This window comes from Marinobacter sp. M1C (genome assembly GCF_023314135.1).
Lineage (GTDB): Bacteria > Pseudomonadota > Gammaproteobacteria > Pseudomonadales > Oleiphilaceae > Marinobacter.
Map to the genome: position 1 here is coordinate 3305220 of NZ_CP092289.1, position 21327 is coordinate 3326546.

Below are 21327 nucleotides of genomic sequence, written 5' to 3' on the forward strand. Positions count from 1 at the left end.
GCGTTTTCGCGTTCAAAGATCTGTTTTTTCGGGTGGGCCCAGCTGCTTCAACTCGTCGCTATACAGGGCCACCAGCAAGGGTTCGCCTTGTTCGTTCACCCGAAACTGACCGTACCTGGCGGCCTCGTAATATTCAGCATCGCCCTCCTGGAAAAAGAATGCGTTGGTGGCGAAGTGCACGATGTCATGGCGTATCCGGTAGCGCAGCAACAACTCCTCCAGGGCCAAATCTTGTCCGTTGAACAGCGTTTTGAAGCTCGCCCTGTTCTGGCTGTCGAGGGTAACAATGACGTAGTGGGTTGACGTCTTCGCCGTTAAAAATGCCTGCGCACTGTGTCCAAAGGCACGGCGAATTTCCTGGCCGATAGCGAAGCTCAGGGTCATGTAGTCGCCTTGCATCAGCGAGCGCGGATCTACCGGCGCTAAATCAAGATAAACCACCTTGCCATGAGCCAACTGCTGCTCTTTCTGGAACACCGACAGGTTCACCATCGCCAAAGCGACCAACAAGGCTAGCAAACCAATAATTCGGCGGCTTAACCATTGTTTCATGGGTGCTCTCCCGCCTGTCCATTCACCAGTCTTAACATCAACCAGCGCACGGCCAACAGCAGTAAACCGGTGGCTAGCAAAATCTGGGCTTTAACCATCAGGGTTACGTGCAGCTGATAATAAAAAGCACTGACGTAAAACAACAGGCCCGCAATACCGATGCTTTTCAGCAAGGTGTTGCTGCCAGCTTGGCCCAGCACAATCACCATCATGCACACCAGCAAGCCCGGCGCGTCGGCACTGGCTAACGCCAGGGCTGTCAGGGCGCAAAGCGCCAATATTTGCACCCAAACCGCTGTCTGCAGGCGCTGGCAAACGCTGTACACAATATAAACAGCAGCCAAGCCCTCCAACAACGGTGCCGACCAGCCATAAATCGCAGGCAGCGTATCAAGAGCTCCGTTCCACACCGACCAATTCAGACCGAGCACAACCTCACTTCTGCTGGTAACCAGTGCCAGCACGCCGCCATAGCCCCAGGCTCGCAGAGCTGGCAACATACGCGGCAACTGGAATTCATGCAGCCACACCCAACCGGTAAATGCCAACACAGTGCCGCCCGCCGCCACGTTCAGTAGCGGCAATTCGACAAACACAAGCAAGCCAAGTGCGGCTATACAAGTTGAAAACACGCGGTGGATAAAGTCCGGCATAAACACCGCTAAAAATATTTGAAAGCCAGTAATCAACAGCGTGGCACCTATAGCATCAGCGCCCCCAAACGAGCCCCAGGCCACAAAACCCTGCCCTGCAAGGCTAAACGCCAACGCCATATGCCTTACGAACTCGCTGGCCGCACTTCGCAACAGCCAGAATGCAATGCCAATCAACAATAGCCCTATTGTCCACAGCAATAGCGGGCTTTCAAAAAACCAATCTAACTCCAGGTCGAAGAAAAACAGCAGCGCGATGGCCAAAAACAAAAACAGCGCCGCCAGCCAGCCAAAAAAGCCCATAAACACCGAGATGTACCAGGGCGAACCTGCCTCCCCCGGCACTGGCGGCGACCCCTCTACCAAGCCTTGCTGTTGCAAGCTGCTCCATAGCCGTTGATGTTCAGCGTTCATACCTGCCATCCCCGGTGAATAGACCGCAGCCAGTTAACGGCCAACGTACTCAGAGCCATCAACGCTATAGCCATCAGTAATACACCCCCGCTGTTGTCGAGGTGCCACACCAGATGTTTAACCAGCAGGCTGACAACAATCGCAATCACCGAAGCCGCCGCGAGCGTCAGCATAAACAAATCCTGGCGTTGGTAGCGGTAAACCCCATACACAATCGTCACTGCCAATAGAAACACCAACGCGGGAAGCCATAAATCACTGCTAGAAAACACACTTTCAACTACTCGCAGAGTCAGTGGCATTAAGGTAGCCATTGCCAACAACCGCACCGCCCAACGCTGATTAAGCCAGGGCGCACGGCCGGCTAGCCACTCCCATGCACACAACATAAACCCGTTCGCGGCAAACTGGACCCACAACAGTTGCCCATAAGCCTCCGTTGAAAAGCGGCCACTAGGCTGAAAGTACAACGTCAGCGCGAAGTTGACCAAAACGGCCCAAAGTACCCACAGCGGTGCAAATCGGCCAATCAGGGCAAAGGGTGTCAGTAGTAACATCCACACAAAAAACAGCTGCCAGGGGTCGGCACCGGTCTGGTAGGTTTGCCCGAACAGCGCCAGCAATCCGCCCAACAGAAGACCGGTCGAAAGCAGCGAAACCTTGCCAGCCAAGGTTTCGCGCCCGGCCAGCCAGTAACCCACAAACGCCAGCAGTAAAGCTCCTTCGACCAACGCGAAACGAGCCAGTCGGCCCAGCTCACCCCAGTTGAAGGCTACAAAAAGCAGTACGGAAAAGGCCAGCGCCAAGCCACCCAGGCACAACAGCAACACGTCTAAAAAGCGCAGCCACTGCCGGCCCGCCGGAAACACACCGGCTATCGCCGCGGCGCGGTTTGAATCTATGGGCGCAATCTGGCCGCCGTCAACCAAAGCAACAAACGCTTTACGTGTTTCAGACTGTATTTCAGGCTTTGCTTCAGATTGCGTTTCAAACATAGCGGCTGCGCCCTCCTGGCACGACTTACTAGGCAGATGCCCGTTACTCCGCGGTCGCCCGCCCCATGAACCTGCGTTCTTCCACATTCACTTTGATGCGGTCGCCCGTGGAAATGTGTTCAGGCACCTGAATCACCAAGCCTGTGACCATAGTCGCCGGTTTGGTTCTGGCTGTGGCAGAGCCACCTTTAACCGAGGGAGCCGTGTCCATTATTTCAAAATCGACCGTGGGAGGCAGCGCCAGCGCTACGGGTGTATCTTTAATTAACACAACCATCATGCCTTGGGTTTCTTCGGTAACAAACAGCAGTTCTTCAGCAATGGCGCCTTTATTCAACATGTACTGCGTGTAGTCTTCGGTATCCATGAACACACATTCTTCGCCATCGGCGTAAGAAAACGACGCAGTACGGCGAGTCAAGTCCGCCAGATTCAGCATATCGCCGTCTTTGAAGGTTTCGTCTTTCTTACTGTTGGTAACCACATCATACAACCGCATGCGGTAAAGGCTGCCGCCAGCCCGGCCTTGGGGTACAGACCGCTCGATGTCCTTGACAAAATACACCCGACCTTCAAACTCGATGGCAGAGTTTTTCTTGATTTCACTTGCTCTAGGCATTTTCAAAGCTCCAAAACAGCATGATAAACAAACCGGTGCCAAGCAAATGCCGGCACGGGTTCAGACCCGGTGATTCTACCGTCAGAAGCGCTTTGCTGGTAGCTCTCACAGATCAACACAACCAAAACCGATTTAATGTAAGATTGCGGCCCTATGAAAACACCAAAACGATTACAATCCCTTTTAGACGACGGGCTGATAGACAGCGTGCTGTATCAGCTCATGAGCGGCAAAGAAGCTCAGGTATACGTGGTGCAGTGTGGCGACCAGGTTCGATGCGCCAAAGTGTTTAAAGAAGCGTCAAAACGCAGCTTCAAGCAGGCCGTGGAATACCAGGAAGGCCGCAAGGTACGCAACAGTCGCCGTGCCCGCGCCATGGGTAAAAAAACCCGCTACGGCCAAAAAGAGCATGAAGACGCCTGGCTGAACGCCGAGGTAGACGCCCTTTACCGCCTGGCGGATGCCGGTGTGCGGGTGCCACGGCCATCAGGCTTTGTTGATGGGGTACTGCTGATGGAACTGATCAGCGATGCCGATGGCAAAGCCGCGCCCAGGCTGGACGACGTTGAACTGACCCGCGAACAGGCGCTGGACTTCCACCAGCAGGTGATTGCCGACGTCGTGCGCATGCTCAGCGCCGGACTGATTCACGGCGACTTGTCGGAGTTCAACGTACTGCTGGATGATCAGGGGCCAGTAATTATCGACCTACCCCAGGCGGTAAACGCCTCTGGTAATAACAACGCCGAGCGAATGCTGGAGCGAGACGTAGACAACATGCGCCGTTACTTTGGCAAGTACGCGCCGGAGCTGATGAACACCGATTACGGCAAAGAAATCTGGGAGCTGTACGAAAGTGGCCGCCTACACCCCACCAGCAAACTGACCGGGTGCTTTATTCACGACACCCACAGTGCAGACTTAGGCGAGGTGATGGCGGTGATTGATGCCGCCAAGGAAGAAGAACGCGATCGCCTGGATCGACAGCAGGCGAACGACGAAGAAGATTAGCAAACATCGAAGCAAAGCTGACGCCACAACGTCAGCTTTTTTTACATGTTCCTTCAAAATCTGCTTAAAAAATCTGCAGCTCTCTCACTAATCGATTGTTTTCTGAACATTATCCGTGAAACGGCTTTACTTTTGCTTGCTTATTCGATGCGACCCAATCCCGGGTCACGGCGAGCTTTTTTGTTGGCGCCTGATAATAAAAAAGGTGTACTTCATGACCAGAAAGACCAGAACCGTCCCGCTGTTTAAACGCGTCATTTTTGCCACATCGATCATTCTTACCAGCAGCCTGGCCCTCGCCGGTCCGTTGTCGTTTAACGACATTTTTGTGTTTGGCGATAGCTTGTCTGATACCGGGAATAACCGAAGCAAGGTGCCATTTGGCAGTTCTGCCCCTGTTGCCAACGCCGTAGGCTATGGTAGCAATGGCCGCTTTTCCAACGGCCCGGTATGGCACGAATACTTGGCTGACGCATTGGGTATACCACGCGCGACCAATTCGGAAAGCGGCGGTAATAACTACGCCTTTGCTGGCGCCGAGGTCAACAACGATCCCGGCCTCTTTGGCGCCACTTCTGGCATACTGGTTCAGGAAACACTCTACAACAACGATTTAGCGGGCAGTGCCAACGCAAACGACCTCTATATTACCTGGGCCGGCGGCAATGACATGCGTGGCCTGGCAGGCGTTGCCGATCCGATCGCCGCCATTAACGCCCAACTGGACAGTTTTGTGGGGGTTATGAGCCGGCTAGTGGGCAACGGTGTAGGCACGCTTCTGGTGCCCAACCTGCCGGACCTTGGCCTGATTCCGGAGTTTGCCGGCTCAGCTAATAGGGCCGCAGCGACCGCCGTCAGCGAAGCCTGGAATATCGGCCTGGAGCAGCGTCTGATTAGTTTGAGCACAACCACCTCAGCCTCTATATTTTACCTGGATGTTTTCGGTATATTCGGATCTGTTCTGGACGGTACTGCCGTCGCCTCAGGAATTACCAATACCACCGACCAGTGTCGGTCCGTATCGGACAACTTCATAACTGAAACCGCATGTAATAACGCCGACACATTTCTGTTCTGGGACGAAATACACCCCACCACCGCCGCTCACAAGTTCTTGGGATTAGAGGCATTTGCACTGCTATCCTCAGGCAATTCGGTACGTGCCGTACCCGAACCGGCGGTGATCTGGCTGATGCTGCTGGGCCTTGGCGCTATTGTTGGGCGCCGGGCGACAGCCGCAAAGCCTGTCTGACCTGCAATCAGATTTCAGAGAGTGATCGCAAATGCCCGCCGGTGCTAACGGCGGGCATTAACCTCACCAGGGCAGCCGCTCACCGGTCTGATGCCAGAACGAACCCGTGTTATCCAAATTCAGCGCCTCAATTCGCGCCGTTAGCCCGCTGATGGATTCGGCAGTTGTGATTTCGCCCCTGCCTTTGGTCATGCCGGTTTGCACAAAACCTGGGTGCAACTGAGCCACTGCAATGCCTTTGGGTTCAAGATCTACCGCGAGGGATTTGCCAAACGCATTCAGTGCTGCCTTAGAGGCCCGGTAGCCATACCTGGCCCCCGAATTGTTCAGGGTTATTGAGCCCAATCGGCTGGTAATGTTGGCAACTTTTCCTCCAGACGGTATGAGCAACATAAGCGCCTCTGTCACTCGCAGCGGCGCATAAGCATTTACTTCCATCTGTGCTCGCAGGGAATCGAAATCAATGCTGCCCAGCTCGTTTTCCTGCAGCAAGCCGGCGTTGTTGATCAAAAGATCAATGCGCTCGCCTGCCAATGCGTCCGCCAGCCCTGCCACGCTTTCATCGGACGTTACATCCACATGCTCTATCACCCGCGCCGCTGCGGCGTCCAGCTCGTCAGAGGTTTGGCGGCATACGCCAATAACGTAATGGCCAGCACGGCTATAGTGCTGCGCCAGCTCCAAGCCAATGCCGCGGTTGGCGCCGGTAATCAAAACAACCCGTTTTTTCATTATTCATTCCCCTGTAAATAGCGATTGTACGTCGATTAAAAACAGTAATACCTTTCCGTCAGTCAAAAAAAAACGGTGAAGAGGCTTCATCCTCTTCACCGTTTTTATCAGCCGTTGATTCGGTCAGGTATCGCGCCGGCTTTCAGAGCGCGCGATGATAGACGTACCCACCAGATCACCGGTCACGTTCAGGCCGGTTGCGCCCATACCCACCAGGGCATCAATCGACACCAGCAATGCCACGGTTTCGATGGGCAGGCCCACCTGTGCAAACACCGTGGCGATCATCACAATACCGGCGCCTGGCACGCCCGCGGTGCCAATCGATGTAAGCGTGCCAATCAGCACAATCTCGGCCATGGTCATCAAATCCAGCGGAACACCCACCACATTGGCGGCGAATACGGCGGAAATGGCGATTCGAATGGCAGCACCGTCCATATTAATGGTGGCACCTAACGGCAAGCTGAAACCGTATATCCGCTGGGGAATATTCAGCTTCCGCGCTGCGGTAATGGTCAGTGGCAAGGTGCCGGAACTGCTCTGGGTGGCGAAAGCCGTCGCCATAGGCGTTCTGGCTTCGCGGAAAAACCCGCGCACGTTTACACCAAAACCGCGCATTATCACGCAATACACCACCAACTGAACGGCGAGCGCAATGTACAGCACCACCACCATGTCGCCCAGGGCCATAATAGTCGCCATGCCCTGCTCACCGGCGGTTTTCGCCACAATCGCAAATACCCCGATGGGCACGTATTGCAACACGCCTGCCATCACTTTCAGGGTCATTTCACTGAACCCCTCAATCACCTTATAAAGGTGCTCGCCCAGCTCAGCGTGCTGTTCTGACTCCCGCAACTTCAACAGCGCAATACCAAATACAATGGCGGTAAAAATAATCCCCAGCAAATTCAGTTCGGTGAAAGCCGTAAAAATATTATCCGGAATAATGTTTAGCAACACCGCCGCAAAGCCGGGGTTATCCGGAACTTTTATCGTTGCATTTTCATTCAGCGTCATACCACTGCCTGGCTCAAGCCAGGTTGCAACGGCTAACCCAACAATAATCGCCAGTGCGGAAGATGCAATGTAATACAGCATCAGTTTGCGACCGACCCGTCCCATACTGCCGATATTGGCCTGGTTGATACCCACCATTAAAGTGAACAGCACGATGGGTACAATCAGGAATTTCAGCAAACGCAGTAACAATTCGCCAAACGGTGCCAACCAGTCAGCCACAGGCTGGCCACCAATAAGCCCAACGGCGATGCCCAACACCAACGCAATACTGATGCGCAGAATCAATGACGAATTGAGGTAGCCCCGAAACAAAGCTTTCATCGGCTGATTCCCGACAAAATTGAATAATCGTGTGCCATAAAACCCGTTCCTGATTTTGAGTGGCGCCGATTGTGGTGGAAATCAACCGATAGGTAAACTGACGCAACCAAGCATAAGCTAATAGCTTCAATGCGTTTTGATCTTTGGCTGAGCCGTGAATTTTTACCCACAAAAGCTGTGGATAACCTTGTGAGAAGCCTTAGGGCAGCCTCGCACAACCCTGTAGCCATGGGCACCGACGGAAGTTGGTGGGAAAGTGACCGGTTGATAAGTGACGCATACCCAACAGCGCACTGGCGTGTTTCAGATTACAGGTGCATTATCAGAGTTATGTCTTCTGTATAAGGACAATTGCTATGCCAATGATCGGATGGATTATCTTACTCGTCTCGCTGGCGCTGATTTTAGGCAACCTGGTCATACTGCGTGACACGTCAAACAATATGAGCCTGTCTGGCGAAAAACTGGAAAAAGTACGCAAACGCAAGGCCGAGCAGGAAGCTCTCGACAAACAAGACAAACAGGACGACTGACGGCACTCAGGCTACTTCAACTGAGCGCCCAGCCACTGATCAATCTGAGCCTGATTCACGGCGCCACTCTGGCGAGCATACTCGCGCCCATTGCGAAACAGAATCAGCGTGGGAATACTGCGAATCCCAAACTGCCCCGACGGGCCTGGGTGCTGCTCGGTATTCAGCTTGGCAAGCCGCACCTTACTCTTCCAGCCTTTCGCCGCCAGCGCAAACTGCGGCGCCATCGCCTTGCACGGGCCGCACCAGCTGGCCCAAAAATCTACCAGCACCGGTAAGTCGCTACGAGCGACGTGAGTGGCAAACGCCTGTTCAGTAAACTCGGGCACATTATCTGGCCATAGCGACTGTTTGCATGCGCCGCAGGTGCCACCCGCTGACAAGCGACTGGCAGGAACCCGATTTACTTTATTGCAGTTTGGGCAAACGATGTGCCGGTTTTCATCCACCATGAAATTGCCTCACTTAAGATACTGTTCAGGATACTGCTTAAAATACTAGTTACGATACTGCTCAAGATACTATTCAAGATACTATTCAAGACACTACTCAAAAGCCGCACTTTACGTTAAGGTCAACTTTTCTGTGGGCGATTTCGCACAATGCGTTCTATACTCTGGAAAAGATTAACACCCTTAACCTGACAAAACCAAAGCCCTCACAAGGGGCTCTGTGTTCCTCAAGCCACCACCCAAGGACGAGGATAATGACAACAACAAAGTCAAAAACCGTGCACTCCCCCATTTTCACTGATGGCGCGGAGTTTCGAATTTCCACCTTCAAACTGCTCAAACAGGACGGCTCGCTGTACAAAGGCGGTAAAGCGCCTGATGTAAGCAAAGAAAAAGCCCTGCGCATTTATCACGCCATGGTCACTACCCGCATTCTGGACGAGCGCATGTTAGCCGCCCAACGCCAGGGCCGGCTCAGTTTTTACATGCAATGCACCGGTGAAGAAGCCGCCGTTATTGGCAGTGCAGCAGCACTGGGTGATAGCGACATGATTATGGCCCAATACCGCGAACAAGGTGCGCTGGCCTACCGTGGTTTCACCATCGACGAGTTCATGAACCAACTGTTCGGGAACGACAAAGACTACGGCAAGGGCCGGCAGATGCCGGTGCATTACGGTTCGAAAAAACTCTATTACATGACCATTTCGTCGCCGTTGGCCACCCAGATTCCCCAGGCCACCGGTTATGCCTATGGCCAGAAGCTGGCCGGTGAAGGCCACTGTACTCTCGTCTATTTTGGTGAGGGTGCCGCCTCCGAAGGCGACTTCCATGCGGCTCTGAATATGGCCGCCGTTCACCGGGTACCGGTGATCTTTTTCTGCCGCAACAACGGTTACGCCATTTCCACACCGGCTTCCGAGCAGTTCGCTGCCGACGGTATAGCACCGCGGGCCTACGGCTACAAAATGGACGTAATTCGGGTAGACGGCAACGACGTTCTGGCAGTGTACCAGGCCACCGAAAAAGCCCGCCAACTGGCCGTTGAAGAGAACCGCCCGGTGCTGATTGAAGCAATGACGTACCGCTTGGCCGCCCACTCGTCTTCCGATGACCCCTCCGGCTACCGCAGCAAAGACGAAGAAGCCATCTGGCGTGAAAAAGATCCAATTCTGCGCACTCAAAACTGGCTGAAGTCGCACGATTGGTGGACTGACAGCGAAGAAAAAGAATTACAGGAACGCCTGCGCCGCGAAGTTCTTGAAACCATGAAACAAGCGCAGAAGCGGCCACCACCGGCACTGGAAACCTTGATCACCGATGTTTACAAAGAAGTGCCTCCCGCCCTGAATGCGCAATTCGAGAAACTGAAAGCGCACATTCGCCGGCATCCGGACGCCTACCCAAAAAGCGCAAACGATCCGGCCATTACTGGCAAACCCGCCAGCACCCAAAAAGGAGAGGCTTGAAATGGCGAAAATGAACATGCTGCAAGCCATTAACAACGCCTTGGATACTGCCATGGCGGCGAATGAGCGGGTGCTGTGCTTTGGCGAAGACGTCGGCATTTTTGGCGGTGTATTCCGCGCCACCAGCAATCTGCAACAAAAATACGGCAAGACGCGCTGTTTTAACACGCCCTTAGTGGAACAAGGCATCATCGGCTTCGCCAACGGTCTGGCGGCGCAAGGCTCGGTGCCCGTGGCGGAAATACAATTCGCCGATTACATTTTCCCGGCTTTTGACCAGATCGTGAACGAAACCGCGAAATTCCGTTACCGCTCCGGCAACCTGTTCGATGTTGGCGGGCTGACCATTCGCGCACCTTACGGCGGTGGCATTGCCGGTGGCCTGTACCATTCCCAATCGCCGGAAGCCTATTTTGCTCACACACCAGGCCTGAAAGTGGTAGTACCACGCAATCCACATCAGGCCAAAGGCCTTTTATTGGCCGCCATTCACGACCCCGACCCGGTGTTGTTCTTTGAGCCCAAGCGCCTGTACCGGGCATCCGTGGGCGAAGTGCCCGAGGAAGCCTACCAACTTCCATTGGGCGAGGCCGAAGTGCTCAAAGAAGGCACAGATATAACGATTCTGGGCTGGGGTGCACAAATGGAAGTGATCGAACACGCCGTGGAAATGGCAGAAAAAGACGGCATTTCCTGCGAAGTGATCGATCTACGCAGCATCTTACCCTGGGACATCGATACCGTGGTCAAATCGGTTCTCAAAACCGGACGCCTGGTGGTTACCCACGAGGCCCCGTTAACCGGCGGCTTTGCCGGCGAAATCGCGGCCACTATTCAAGAACGATGCTTTCTATACTTGGAATCGCCCATTGCCCGGGTAGCCGGAATGGACACGCCCTTCCCGCTGGTGCTGGAAAAAGAACACCTTCCCAATCTGTTGAAGGTGTATGAAGCCATTTGCGACAGCGTCGAATTCTAACCCGGTATCAGGACAGGAGAACAAACATGAGTGATTTTATACTGCCCGATATCGGCGAAGGTATTGTGGAGTGCGAACTGGTGAAGTGGCTGGTCAGCGAAGGCGACATGATCGAAGAGGATCAGCCGGTGGTTGAAGTAATGACCGACAAGGCGCTGGTGGAAATACCCGCACCTCACAAGGGACAGATCAAGCGCCTTTATTACAAAGAAGGCGACATTGCCAAGGTGCACGCGCCGCTGTTTGAGTTGTCAGAAGAGGGCAGCGAACAAGAAGACGACGCCAACAACGATAACGACGATTCCGCCTCAGAAAAGGCCACCGCAAGCTCAACGCCGGCCATTCAAAAGACTGAAACAAAAAAACAGGCGAGCGATAGCGCCGGCCCTAGTGAAGCAACAAGCGCTACGGAACTTAAAACACCGGCCAGCCCGGCAGTAAGACGCCTGGTGCGCGAGTACGACTTGTCATTGGGTCACATCAGCGGCTCCGGCAGAGACGGCCGGGTGCTAAAAGAAGATGTGCTGGCTCACCTGAAACGACCACAAGGCCAAACAGACACGCCCGCACCCACTCAATCAGCGAAGCGCACCAGCGCCGCTGACCAGCAGGTACGCGTAGAGCCTATCAAGGGCATGAAGGCGGTGATGGCAAAGCGCATGGTGGCCGCCGCCTCCAGCATCCCGCACTTTATCTTCAGTGAGGATATCGATGTGACCGAACTGCTGGCGCTGCGCGCGCAGCTCAAACCCTTGGCCGAAGCCAGCGGGTCACGGCTTACCTTGATGCCGTTCATCATGAAAGCCATGGCCCTGGCCATTCGCGAATACCCAATTCTGAACAGCCGGGTAAACGACGAGGTCACTGAAATCCATTACCAGCCCCAATGCAACATTGGTATGGCGGTGGACAGCAAAGCCGGGCTGATGGTGCCCAACATCAAAGGGGTGGAACACCTCACCCTGCTGGAAATTGCCGATGAAGTGACGCGCCTGACCGAAGCGGTCCGCGAAGGCCGCGTGGCTCAAGACGACTTGAAAGGCGGCACCATCACTATTTCCAACATTGGGGCATTAGGCGGCACCTACGCTTCACCCATCATCAACGCACCGGAAGTGGCTATTGTAGCCTTAGGCCGCACCCAAACATTGCCGCGCTTTGATCAGGCAGGCAATGTAACTGCGCGCGCTATTATGCCCGTCAGCTGGGCAGGGGATCACCGCATAATCGACGGCGGCACCATTGCCCGTTTCAGTAATTGCTGGAAAGGCTATCTGGAATCGCCACAGTCCATGCTCTTGCACTTGGGCTAAGCCAGATGGCCCGGCCGAAAAAAATGCGGGGGCAGCAAGCGCCGCCCTCGCAGATTCAACAGTTCTACATACCCGAAGAGCAGTCCATTTATCTGCTCAGTCACGACGACGCGCGCAAACTGAAAAACTGGGTGGCGCTTTGTACCACCCAACTGCAAACGCTGGGATACCGCGACATCGAGATGATCGGCAAAGGCGCATACGGCTTTGTGTTTTCCGGCAAACTAACGCTGGAAGGCGCCAGCGATCTGGAACACGTGTTCAAATTTATCCGCATCAATCTGCCTCGCCACCTGCACGACCGCCTGGAAGACGAAGCTTATATTCTGGAACAGGTAGAGCATTCGCGGGTGCCGCGCCTGATTGCTTTCCAACGGGCGCGCAGCCAGCCCATTCTGGTGATGGAACGAGCGCCAGGGTTAAATCTGGAAGTGGTATCGCTGCGCGAAGGGCGCCTGAAGCCGCGGCTGATCATCCGCATAGCCGACCAGCTAGCCGACATCCTGCGCAACCTGCGCCGGGAACCCACCGATGGCAAACGGCCCATTGTGCACGGCGACATCAAACCCTCCAATCTGGTCTTCGACGCCAAGCACGAAAACATCGCCCTGATCGACTGGGGCTCGTCGGTGTTCGCTCAATTGGATGCCAGCCAGCAGTTCCTCAACAATAGCGTGATGGAGCTGATGTCGGACAATCTGCAACAAACCAACGCTCGGCTGGGCGATGTGTACTTTATTGGCGAGGAACAGCTTTACGGCGGCCTGTCATCGCCGCGCTTTGACGAGCAAGGTGCCGCAGCCACGCTTTACGCCCTGGCCTCCGGCCAATCCTGCCGCTTTGGCCACCAGGCAATACCCGCCGACTCGTTGGGACTGCCCATGGAATTCGCCCGAATGCTGGACGGCATGCTTAGCCCCGATCCCCAGCAGCGCCAGCAAGCCGGTGACTACTACATTCGGGAAATGCCCAGAATGGCACGCACGGTGATGATTGATCTGCTCGAACCTGCGCCCGTTCCACTGGTACCCGTGTGGATACGCCAGCCCGGGCGCGAAATCGACACGGTGGTGTACAGCTCGCGCAAATCCTTCCTGCGCCAGGAAGGCGCGGTAAACACTCTGGACGACGTCAACGACGTGCAGCTGGACCGTTACTACAAGAACTTCATGCAGGGCATGGGCGACACCGAAAAAGCATTCCTGGCTGCGGTCAGCCGCCTTGGCCGCTACCCGGTAGAAGGCGGTCTGGCGGTGCGTTGGGAGCCTAACGGCATTTATGTAGACACCTCATTGCACCTGCACGACCCACAACTGAAAAGCGCCTTCACCACTGCCGTGAACAACATGGTCAACCTGGCCCAGGCCATCTACCGCCAAGGCATCTTTAAAAGCTGCCTATTCAACGCCCGCGACACACTGCACATTGAACGCGATCAAGCCGACCAGCCGTTTGTGACGCCGCCGACCATGCATTTGCCATATCAGATCAGTTCGGCGCCAGAGGTAGAAGACCGCTCACGAGTGCACTCCTACTTTGAAGACGGCCCAGACCCGGAAGAGTTTCTGGTATTGCCGCCCACCATTATCACCGCACTTGAAGCCTTGAACAGCATCCGCCATACCGGCATGATCATTTTTGAAGCCCTACCCCTACACCTGAAAATTCACAGCCAATACCGCCTGCTGGACCCGGCCAAAGAGGACGAATTCCGCCAGCACCTGGACGAAATTCTGGCCGCCGTCGACGAGGTCACTGGCCTTGGCGTGTCCGGCTTTATGAAAATGCCTTACAAAGACACTCGCTTCTTTCCCCACATCGAACGCCTGCCTGAACGCTATTACCCCCGCAATCCACGGCAGGAGGCCGCGCAAGCAATCTAGATTGCCCGGGGCGCCGCACCCTTCGCAAACACAGCACTTTGAGATAGGATGCTGCGCCAACCTATTTATCGCCAACACGCTCTATTTACGCTTCACACACTCAGGCTGCCATGTCCTCCAACGCGCTCTACACCGACCTGTCGGGCTATTACGATTTGCTGTGTGCCGACATCGACTACCAGGCCCAGAGCCACAGCGCACAGCGCCTGCATCAGTTGTTCGGTAATGGCGGTAATACTCATCTGGACCTGGCCTGCGGCACCGGCCCCCACGTGCGTTACTTTATCGATGCCGGCTACCACAGCCGCGGGCTGGACATTAGCCAGCCCATGCTGGAAATGGCAAAAATCCGCTGCCCGGAAGCGCAGTTTGTACTGGGCGACATGTGCGATTTTCAAGTGAATGAGACGCTGAACCTGATCACCTGCTTTTTGTATTCCATTCATTACAGCAGCGAACTTGAAGCGTTACAAAAATGCCTCGTCCGCGTGCATCAGGCATTAAAGCCAGGCGGCGTGTTCTGCTTTAATGCGGTTGATAAACACAAAATCGACAACAACCTCTGCGTCAGCCACACCGCCAGCCATGAGGGCAGCCACTTTACCTTCAGCTCAGCCTGGCATTATGGCGGCACGGGCGACCGGCAATCGCTTAAACTGGGCATAAGCAAAGCCACAAACGGCGTTACGCAAACGTGGCAGGACGAGCATCCGATGGTGGCAGTGAGCTTCGACCAATTGAACGAGCTCCTGGTGCCGTATTTTGACGTTCACATTTTCGAACACGATTACGACAAAATTACCCCTTGGGACCAAGACTCTGGAAACGCGCTTTTTGTGTGCGTGAAACGCAAGATCTGCGACACCGCTTAATTTTGGAGGTGAAGCCCATTTCGACAATATGAGACGTTTCTGCTCCGTCGCGTCTGGCGTAACGTGCGGAATAGCGCCACTGCCATAAACATCAGAAGAATGCAGAAGGGCCGGCTGATCATCCCGCCGAGTCGGCATATCAATCACCACGGAGGCGAAATCGGATGAGGTCGTAAAGAAAATGACGACGGGACGAAAATGCGCCGGGGCTTTGGGCCAGCCGGCGCGTGTCACGGGCAATGCGGGTTTTAGTTGGCCGTCTGTTCAATCACGTCGATGCCATAGAGTGTTGTGGTGCCACTCACTTCGTTACCTACCGCCAGCATGGGTTTGCTGTTCGGACTCTGGCCCGCCGGGATAAAGACCATGCCTTCCGGCCCGAGATCTCCGGCCATGCCGTTTTCCAGGTCAATCTGTGATACCGAAAAGTCGCGGTTGTTGATGTATTGCACGAATTCCGGGTTCTGCGGATTGGTCACATTGTAGACCATGATACCGCCGACCCGCTCAAGGCCGATGAAGGCAAACGTCTGTCCGTTGATCTCCCCGGTTGTGATGGCTTCTGGCTCCGGGCCTTTGTCGTCAGACCGGTTGTCGAACGAGTTCTCGTCGTTCTGACTGTTGAAGTTATCGGGAATCAAGCTGGCGGTTATCCGTTCAAACTCGCTGCCGCTGTCGAATACCCGCTTGCCGTCGGATGACCAGATGGAGAAAGACCGCGCGCCGTAGGCGTAGAGTTCTTCGTAAACGCAGGTGGTTTTCACATAACTGGTGTCGTATTCACCGCCAGTCAGCGTCACGTTAGCGGGGTTGCTTGGATCACAGGTACCGCCGTTACCCAAGGTGGATGTAACGTTCAGGCGGCCGAGGTTGGCATTTTCCTTTAGTTCGGCGGCGTTCGGGAACGCCGTGCCATCCAGGGTCAGGTCAGCAATGCGGAATTCTTCGCTGAAGCCGCCGTAATCCCGAGAATCGCCCTCGTTGGCAGTCAGGTAATAGGTTTTGCCGTTGTAGCCGTAGCTGGCCATTGAATCCGGGTTGTACATACCCTTCACCGGCCAGTTACGAATGTTGATACCGCCGTCGTCGTTGCTGGCGTCCAGTTCGTTGCCGATGAGGCTATGGTCTTTGAAGCCCAGCGGCAGGATAGCGGTGATTTCACCGGCGGCAATATCCAGTTCAGCCACGGCGTTGTTTTCCTGCAGGGCAACCCAAGCGGTCTGGTTATCAATGGCAATCGCAATGTACTCCGGCTCCATATCCTGCGCCAGTGTTGCGCCCGGGCCGAATACCCGCAAGCCTTTAGCCTCAAGTGCGGCCTGAGCAACGTTAAACGCCGTGAAGCCTGCAGTGGTTACTGTCGCGGAAGCCACACCATTGGACAGGTCGATGATGCTGACAGAGCCTTCCGGGTCATTGGTGTAGTCGTCACTTGGCTCGCCTTCATTGGCGACCAGTAAGGCTTTGCCGTCCCGGGTGAAGGTGACCATATCCGGCAATGCGCCCACGGTAACTTCGCCCACTTTGTTCAGAGCGGTGGTGTTGTAGAACACGACCTTGCCGTTGTCCTGCTTAACATTCGCTTCAATAGCGACGGCAACCAGGTTGCCATACACTGCCACACTGTTGGCGGATGCGCCTTCAGCGGATGCGTCGATGGTGCCCAGCTTGGTGGGCATTTTCGGGTCGTTGATGTCCAGCACATCAACCGTGGAGTCGTTGGCATTGACCACAAACAAACGCTGGTTAGCAGTGTCATAGGCGACGATTTCGGCCGCGCTTTCGTCGAAGGCACCGCTGGCGTAACTGCCCAACACATTGAGTTCAATGAGGGTCTGGCTGGTGCCAGATGCACCATCAGCACCGTCATTGCCATCGTCACCGCAGCCGGTCAATGCAATGAAGGAGCTCGTAATGGCTAGAGTCAGAAAAGATTTGCGAAATTCCATGGTCGCCTCAGTGTGTCCGATGTGATTGGCTTTCGAATGGACCATAAAACGGCAATATGACAATCTTGGGTCAGATTAAAGTCTGTTTCATGTCAGGCATGGGGCTAGACTGTCTAGGGAGACGCTGATCAAGTCAGCTTGAGTCGCTGATTTGGTAAAATCAAACTCCCGATTTCTGACCGGGATTGAACAAATCGTGCCCTGGTCACGGCGGCTAAAAGCACTATCGCCCTATTACTACCCAGATTCCCGCGGCAAACGACGACGTCCGCCAATTCCCCTGAAGCGCATTCTGCGGATGTACTTTGTTCATACTGACCTTCCCTCAGATTGAAAAACCCCCTTTAGCTGAAGTCACACCGAAGTTCACGGCATAAAGACAGAGCCATCTTCTTAAAATGTTTTTGCGCAAGTAGAGACGGCGACACCCGCACAGTTCTCCGCCGTTTTGTTATCTTTATAGAGGAAGGACGATCTGAAATAATGCGCTAGAGCGACGTAAAACTTTGTGTTCAAAATCGAGAGCTGGTCGCTGGATTTATCTCAACTACGCTGTTAACGTTCAACCCGGATTTTTCAACAGACTCACATATTTTCAAGGACTGAAGATATGCTCCAAGCAAAAGGATTGCAGTTCACCGCCCGTGTTGGCGAACTGCCCGAAAATGTTTTCTCCGTAGTCGGCTTTGAGCTCACCGAAGGCCTGTCGGAGCTGGTTCATGGCCGTCTTAAAATGGCCAGCAACCTGCCGACGCTGGCGGCCGCCGACGCATTAGAGCAGTGGTTAGAACTCATTATCTGGCAGGACGGCACAGCGATTCGCCGCTTTACCGGTGTTGTCAGCGAGTTTGTCCGCGGCGACAGCGGGCATCGCCGTACTCACTACGAAGTGGTTATTCAGCCGCCTCTATGGCGCCTGGGGCTGATGCACAACAGCCGCATATTCCAAAGCCAAAGCACCGACACCATCCTGAGTACGCTTATACGCGAAAGGGGCATTGCCGATGCGGTGTTTGACCTGCAACACACACCGCCAGAACGAGAATATTGCGTGCAACACCGGGAAAGCGATCTTGCTTTTCTTGAGCGACTGGCCGCCGAAGAGGGCTGGCATTTTTATTATCAACACGGGCGTTATCAAAACGGCAGCGTTGACGACCAGGAACAACCCGCTCTGATTCTAGCCGACAACCATCGCAACGCCCCCAGGCTAGAAGCCGTTGAATACAACGCCAAAGCCGGCGGCAGCAGTCGGCGACCCGCGGTATTTCGCCTGCGGTACGAGCAACGGGTAAGAGCTGCAGCGGTGGCCATGAAAGACTACACCTTTCACAATCCTGCTTATGCATTAATGCAAGAACACACCGCCAGCAGCCTTCAGCACCGCGACGACTACCAACACTACGAATACCCCGGGCGCTTTAAAACCGATGCCAGCGGAAAACGGTTTACCGAAGCTAAGTTAGATGCGCTGAGGAATGACGTCAGCGTCGCCAGCGGCGAAAGCAACCGCGCTGATTTTACCTGCGGCGCCAAAGTGCAGCTCACCCACCACAACAACGAAAAATTAAATCAGGACTGGCTAATAACCCACGTTGCCCACAGCGGCAGCCAGCCACAAGCACTGAAAGAAGAAGCCGGTACTAAACCAACCACTTATCACAACCGCTTCAGCGCGGTTCCCGGAAACATCAACTGGCGCCCCCGATGCACTCACCGGCCGCTGATGGACGGCCCACAAATCGCCATCGTAACCGGGCCTGATGGTGAGGAAATCCACTGCGACCAACACGGCCGGGTTCAAGTGCGCTTCCCTTGGGATCAGCATTCACGGACGGGCCAGGCAGAGAGCTCTGAATCAAGCGGGGCACAAAGCAGCGCCTGGTTGCGAGTCAGCCAGGGTTGGGCAGGCGGTCAGTACGGCTTTATGGCGTTACCAAGAGTGGGCCACGAAGTGATCGTGTCGTTTCTGGACGGCGATCCAGACCAACCCATCATCACCGGCCGCACTTACCACGCCACTAACACACTGCCCTACGCCCTGCCCCAGCACAAAACACGCACCACTCTCAAAACCCAGACCCACAAGGGCGAAGGCAGCAATGAGCTACGCTTTGAAGACGAAGCCAACAAAGAACACATCTACGTCCACGCCCAGAAAGATCTGGACCTGCTCACGGAAAACAATCGCACCGAAGTCATCAAAAATGACAGCCATCTGACCGTTGAGAACGACCGCTTCAGCCACGTCAAAGGCAACGATCACACAACCGTAGATGGCGAACACCGGGAAAAAATCGGCGGCGACTGCAGCCTCACGGTTAACGGCAGCCACCACAGCAAATTCGGCAAAGCCCAACTCATCGAAGCCGGCAACGAAATCCACCACAAAGCAGGCCTGAAGATTGTTATTGAAGCCGGTGCAGAAGTGACGCTGAAAGCCGGTGGCAGCTTTGTGAAGCTGGATCCGAGTGGCGTAACCATTTCCGGGCCGCTGGTGCGGATGAATTCCGGAGGTGGGGCTGGGGGTGGCACCGCTGCAGCTTTGACGACCCCGGACCTGCCGCATGCCATGACTGCAGTCGGAGAAAAGACGGCTCCGGGCGGATTGGCTGATGTGGGGCAGCGCGCGGACGCAGCCTCAGTCGCTACAAATGCAACGGGTTTCGCCGCCGCCTCGGCGGCGACTGCCACTGTAAAAGCAACACTAGCGCCAACAAAAACCGTATTAAGAGAGGCTGCCAATGCTGTCAGCCTGACCGCTTCCGACTGCGAGTTTGATGAACGTGGGCGCTGCAAATTCCATCAACACGATTCAAGTAATGTAAGCCAATCAGCAGTCAAAACGAGTACAACCAGCACCTCAAAACCGAGCAGCGCAGGCAGCAAAGAAGACACAACAGATCACGCTGAGCCAGGGTTTCACGTTGTTCGAAAGGTCATGAGCAAAAATGCTTTGCTGCAAAGCTTGTATGGCGACACCTCTGCCAAGCCGGACAGTTTTGATCGTCTGAACCCCAACATCCGCGAGCGGATTCTGCCAGGGGAAATGATCATACTCGGTGACCCAAATGGAATGGAATGTACCCAGGAAGAAGCGGATTTGATGCAGGTTGCCAGTCAGGTTAATGAGAGAGTGCAAGCGCTGGACGAGGAAGAAGCCCAATTTCTAATCGATCACTATGATTTGCTGGAAACACTCACGTCAAGCGCCTCAGCTGGTGTGGGCGCTGGCTCAGTAATGATCGCAAACCAGATCAAATCTATCGAAATTACGTTAAGAGATCTTGAGGCGCTCCATCAGGATAGTTACAAAAAGCATGGCCACCTCAATAGTTCAGAATTTTTTGAGAAGCGCCAAGGACTTTTCAAAAGACTGAATTTCTCACTGGGGAAAATCGCTCGCAAAGGCATGTCACTGGGCGATAACCCGAAACTTAAAATCGCCCTTGGACTCTCTTCTAAAAGTATCGTGCACAATTGGAAACAATCCGGTGTCGGCAATATCCCGGGCTATGCAACCCACTACGACAAGCTGGCCACAGGCGCGAAATATGCCAAATTTGGCGGTTACCTTGCTATTGGACTTGATATCGCAGTGACTGAAATGCGGATCAAGGAAGCCTGCATAACCGGCAGGGATCAAGAATGCACTAAAGTAAAGTATAGCCAGCGTGGCCGGGTAATCGGTAGCACAGCAGGAGGCACGTTGGGGGCGACAGCCGGCCTTGCTGGGTGTGCAGCCGTTGGTTTGACAACCGCTGGCATCGGCGGGCTCGCCTGCGCAATAATCGTCGGTGGCGCAGGATCAGTAGCGGGAGGCAGCCTTGTTGGTAGTGGCGGCGAACTTATAGGAGAGGCGGTATACAAAAATGTCTACAGTAACTGAGGAGATAGGCGTAATTACAATGTATGCGGGAATCATTGGCGTTGCAGGTTCTCTGATTTTCTCATTGGTCATAGCCACCATTGCGTTTCCTAAAATCAGAGAAATTGAAAAAATTATATCAGCGGCCACCCTAAACCCATCAACTGGACGTAATTTATGGGGCGGTGATCCGTTCGGTAGACTCGTTCGGACCACCCAGGTTTTTTCGTTTTTAGCAATGCGCAACCTGCCTGGTCATTTTCGTCGCGCAGCTAGCAAAATAGGAAACGTCAACGCCGAAGTTTCTCGCTATTTATTTCTTTGGGCGTTCATACCGACTTTGGGGCTTTTTTCATTTGGAGGAATTGCCGTAAGCGTCAGTCTTATTATCAGTTGATAAACCCACTGCATGCAGCTTTGTGAAGGTGGATCCG

Annotated in this window: 17 protein-coding genes and 1 pseudogene; 10 read left to right on the top strand and 8 right to left on the bottom strand. The window is 54.4% G+C overall.

The features are described from left to right. Positions 1-12 precede the first annotated feature (12 nt). Genes MIH19_RS15515 through yeiP form a run of 4 tightly spaced genes read right to left on the bottom strand, consistent with a single transcriptional unit; the run spans position 13 to position 3233 of the window. Positions 13-552, bottom strand: a complete 540-nt coding sequence (locus MIH19_RS15515; RefSeq protein ID WP_249005723.1) for a GDYXXLXY domain-containing protein — start codon at positions 550-552, stop codon at positions 13-15. After that, a complete protein-coding gene (locus MIH19_RS15520; RefSeq protein ID WP_249005724.1) occupies positions 549-1619 on the bottom strand; it encodes a DUF4401 domain-containing protein in 1071 nt (356 codons plus the stop codon). Before MIH19_RS15520 ends, MIH19_RS15515 begins: the two co-directional genes overlap by 4 nt. Continuing rightward, complete coding sequence (locus MIH19_RS15525; protein WP_249005725.1) at positions 1616-2614, bottom strand: DUF2157 domain-containing protein; 999 nt, start codon at positions 2612-2614, stop codon at positions 1616-1618. The genes MIH19_RS15520 and MIH19_RS15525 overlap by 4 nt, the downstream gene beginning before the upstream one ends. 43 nt (positions 2615-2657) lie before the next feature. Then, positions 2658-3233: an elongation factor P-like protein YeiP gene (gene yeiP / locus MIH19_RS15530; protein WP_249005726.1), complete on the bottom strand. Its 576-nt coding sequence runs from the start codon at positions 3231-3233 to the stop codon at positions 2658-2660. Positions 3234-3386: 153 nt separating this feature from the next. Between yeiP and MIH19_RS15535 the strand changes: the two genes are divergently transcribed. Together MIH19_RS15535 and MIH19_RS15540 are read left to right on the top strand one after the other, a co-directional pair. Then, positions 3387-4244, top strand: a complete 858-nt coding sequence (locus MIH19_RS15535) for a PA4780 family RIO1-like protein kinase (protein WP_249005727.1) — start codon at positions 3387-3389, stop codon at positions 4242-4244. A 214-nt stretch (positions 4245-4458) separates the two neighbouring features. Further along, on the top strand, positions 4459-5496 hold the full coding sequence (locus tag MIH19_RS15540) for an SGNH/GDSL hydrolase family protein (RefSeq protein ID WP_249005728.1): 1038 nt from the start codon (positions 4459-4461) through the stop codon (positions 5494-5496). 63 nt (positions 5497-5559) lie between these two features. Here MIH19_RS15540 and MIH19_RS15545 read toward each other — a convergent pair whose 3' ends face one another. Both MIH19_RS15545 and MIH19_RS15550 read right to left on the bottom strand, forming a co-directional pair. Beyond that, the gene (locus MIH19_RS15545; protein WP_249005729.1) at positions 5560-6228 is read right to left on the bottom strand and encodes an SDR family oxidoreductase; all 669 of its coding nucleotides are present in this window, start codon (positions 6226-6228) and stop codon (positions 5560-5562) included. A 123-nt stretch (positions 6229-6351) separates the two neighbouring features. Further along, positions 6352-7575: a dicarboxylate/amino acid:cation symporter gene (locus MIH19_RS15550; RefSeq protein ID WP_249005730.1), complete on the bottom strand. Its 1224-nt coding sequence runs from the start codon at positions 7573-7575 to the stop codon at positions 6352-6354. A gap of 356 nt (positions 7576-7931) precedes the next feature. Here MIH19_RS15550 and MIH19_RS15555 point away from each other — a divergent pair, with 356 nt between their 5' ends. After that, the gene (locus MIH19_RS15555; protein ID WP_249005731.1) at positions 7932-8108 is read left to right on the top strand and encodes a DUF2897 family protein; all 177 of its coding nucleotides are present in this window, start codon (positions 7932-7934) and stop codon (positions 8106-8108) included. A gap of 11 nt (positions 8109-8119) precedes the next feature. On the opposite strand, the gene trxC is transcribed toward MIH19_RS15555, so the two are convergent. After that, positions 8120-8560 (bottom strand): thioredoxin TrxC, encoded by a 441-nt coding sequence (gene trxC / locus MIH19_RS15560; RefSeq protein WP_349292878.1) that lies wholly within the window; start codon positions 8558-8560, stop codon positions 8120-8122. Positions 8561-8814: 254 nt separating this feature from the next. Between trxC and MIH19_RS15565 the strand changes: the two genes are divergently transcribed. The 5 genes from MIH19_RS15565 to MIH19_RS15585 all read left to right on the top strand — a co-directional run bounded on the left by MIH19_RS15565 (position 8815) and on the right by MIH19_RS15585 (position 15076). Next, on the top strand, positions 8815-10029 hold the full coding sequence (locus MIH19_RS15565) for a thiamine pyrophosphate-dependent dehydrogenase E1 component subunit alpha (RefSeq protein WP_249005732.1): 1215 nt from the start codon (positions 8815-8817) through the stop codon (positions 10027-10029). A 1-nt stretch (position 10030) separates the two neighbouring features. Beyond that, positions 10031-11008, top strand: coding sequence for a transketolase C-terminal domain-containing protein (locus tag MIH19_RS15570; RefSeq protein ID WP_249005733.1), 978 nt, complete (start codon positions 10031-10033; stop codon positions 11006-11008). Positions 11009-11034: 26 nt separating this feature from the next. After that, positions 11035-12321, top strand: a complete 1287-nt coding sequence (locus MIH19_RS15575; RefSeq protein WP_249005734.1) for a 2-oxo acid dehydrogenase subunit E2 — start codon at positions 11035-11037, stop codon at positions 12319-12321. 5 nt (positions 12322-12326) lie between these two features. Beyond that, positions 12327-14204: a protein kinase gene (locus MIH19_RS15580; RefSeq protein WP_249005735.1), complete on the top strand. Its 1878-nt coding sequence runs from the start codon at positions 12327-12329 to the stop codon at positions 14202-14204. Positions 14205-14314: 110 nt separating this feature from the next. Further along, positions 14315-15076, top strand: a complete 762-nt coding sequence (locus MIH19_RS15585; protein ID WP_249005736.1) for a class I SAM-dependent methyltransferase — start codon at positions 14315-14317, stop codon at positions 15074-15076. Positions 15077-15324: 248 nt separating this feature from the next. Here MIH19_RS15585 and MIH19_RS15590 read toward each other — a convergent pair whose 3' ends face one another. Then, entirely contained in the window at positions 15325-17025 is a 1701-nt protein-coding gene (locus MIH19_RS15590; protein ID WP_249005737.1) for a choice-of-anchor I family protein, read from the bottom strand. A gap of 610 nt (positions 17026-17635) precedes the next feature. On the opposite strand from MIH19_RS15590, the pseudogene tssI reads away from it, so the two are divergent. Continuing rightward, a pseudogene (tssI, locus tag MIH19_RS15595) lies at positions 17636-19561 on the top strand (type VI secretion system tip protein TssI/VgrG); the annotation flags it as partial. A 1336-nt stretch (positions 19562-20897) separates the two neighbouring features. Continuing rightward, complete coding sequence (locus tag MIH19_RS15600) at positions 20898-21290, top strand: hypothetical protein (RefSeq protein ID WP_249005738.1); 393 nt, start codon at positions 20898-20900, stop codon at positions 21288-21290. Positions 21291-21327 lie beyond the last annotated feature (37 nt).

Bases quoted from the DNA above. Each gene is read 5' to 3' on its own strand.
- MIH19_RS15515 (WP_249005723.1), bottom strand. From the start codon at position 552: ATGAAACAATGGTTAAGCCGCCGAATTATTGGTTTGCTAGCCTTGTTG.
- MIH19_RS15520 (WP_249005724.1), bottom strand. From the start codon at position 1,619: ATGAACGCTGAACATCAACGGCTATGGAGCAGCTTGCAACAGCAAGGC.
- MIH19_RS15525 (WP_249005725.1), bottom strand. From the start codon at position 2,614: ATGTTTGAAACGCAATCTGAAGCAAAGCCTGAAATACAGTCTGAAACA.
- yeiP (WP_249005726.1), bottom strand. From the start codon at position 3,233: ATGCCTAGAGCAAGTGAAATCAAGAAAAACTCTGCCATCGAGTTTGAA.
- MIH19_RS15535 (WP_249005727.1), top strand. From the start codon at position 3,387: ATGAAAACACCAAAACGATTACAATCCCTTTTAGACGACGGGCTGATA.
- MIH19_RS15540 (WP_249005728.1), top strand. From the start codon at position 4,459: ATGACCAGAAAGACCAGAACCGTCCCGCTGTTTAAACGCGTCATTTTT.
- MIH19_RS15545 (WP_249005729.1), bottom strand. From the start codon at position 6,228: ATGAAAAAACGGGTTGTTTTGATTACCGGCGCCAACCGCGGCATTGGC.
- MIH19_RS15550 (WP_249005730.1), bottom strand. From the start codon at position 7,575: ATGAAAGCTTTGTTTCGGGGCTACCTCAATTCGTCATTGATTCTGCGC.
- MIH19_RS15555 (WP_249005731.1), top strand. From the start codon at position 7,932: ATGCCAATGATCGGATGGATTATCTTACTCGTCTCGCTGGCGCTGATT.
- trxC (WP_349292878.1), bottom strand. From the start codon at position 8,560: ATGGTGGATGAAAACCGGCACATCGTTTGCCCAAACTGCAATAAAGTA.
- MIH19_RS15565 (WP_249005732.1), top strand. From the start codon at position 8,815: ATGACAACAACAAAGTCAAAAACCGTGCACTCCCCCATTTTCACTGAT.
- MIH19_RS15570 (WP_249005733.1), top strand. From the start codon at position 10,031: ATGGCGAAAATGAACATGCTGCAAGCCATTAACAACGCCTTGGATACT.
- MIH19_RS15575 (WP_249005734.1), top strand. From the start codon at position 11,035: ATGAGTGATTTTATACTGCCCGATATCGGCGAAGGTATTGTGGAGTGC.
- MIH19_RS15580 (WP_249005735.1), top strand. From the start codon at position 12,327: ATGGCCCGGCCGAAAAAAATGCGGGGGCAGCAAGCGCCGCCCTCGCAG.
- MIH19_RS15585 (WP_249005736.1), top strand. From the start codon at position 14,315: ATGTCCTCCAACGCGCTCTACACCGACCTGTCGGGCTATTACGATTTG.
- MIH19_RS15590 (WP_249005737.1), bottom strand. From the start codon at position 17,025: ATGGAATTTCGCAAATCTTTTCTGACTCTAGCCATTACGAGCTCCTTC.
- MIH19_RS15600 (WP_249005738.1), top strand. From the start codon at position 20,898: ATGTCTACAGTAACTGAGGAGATAGGCGTAATTACAATGTATGCGGGA.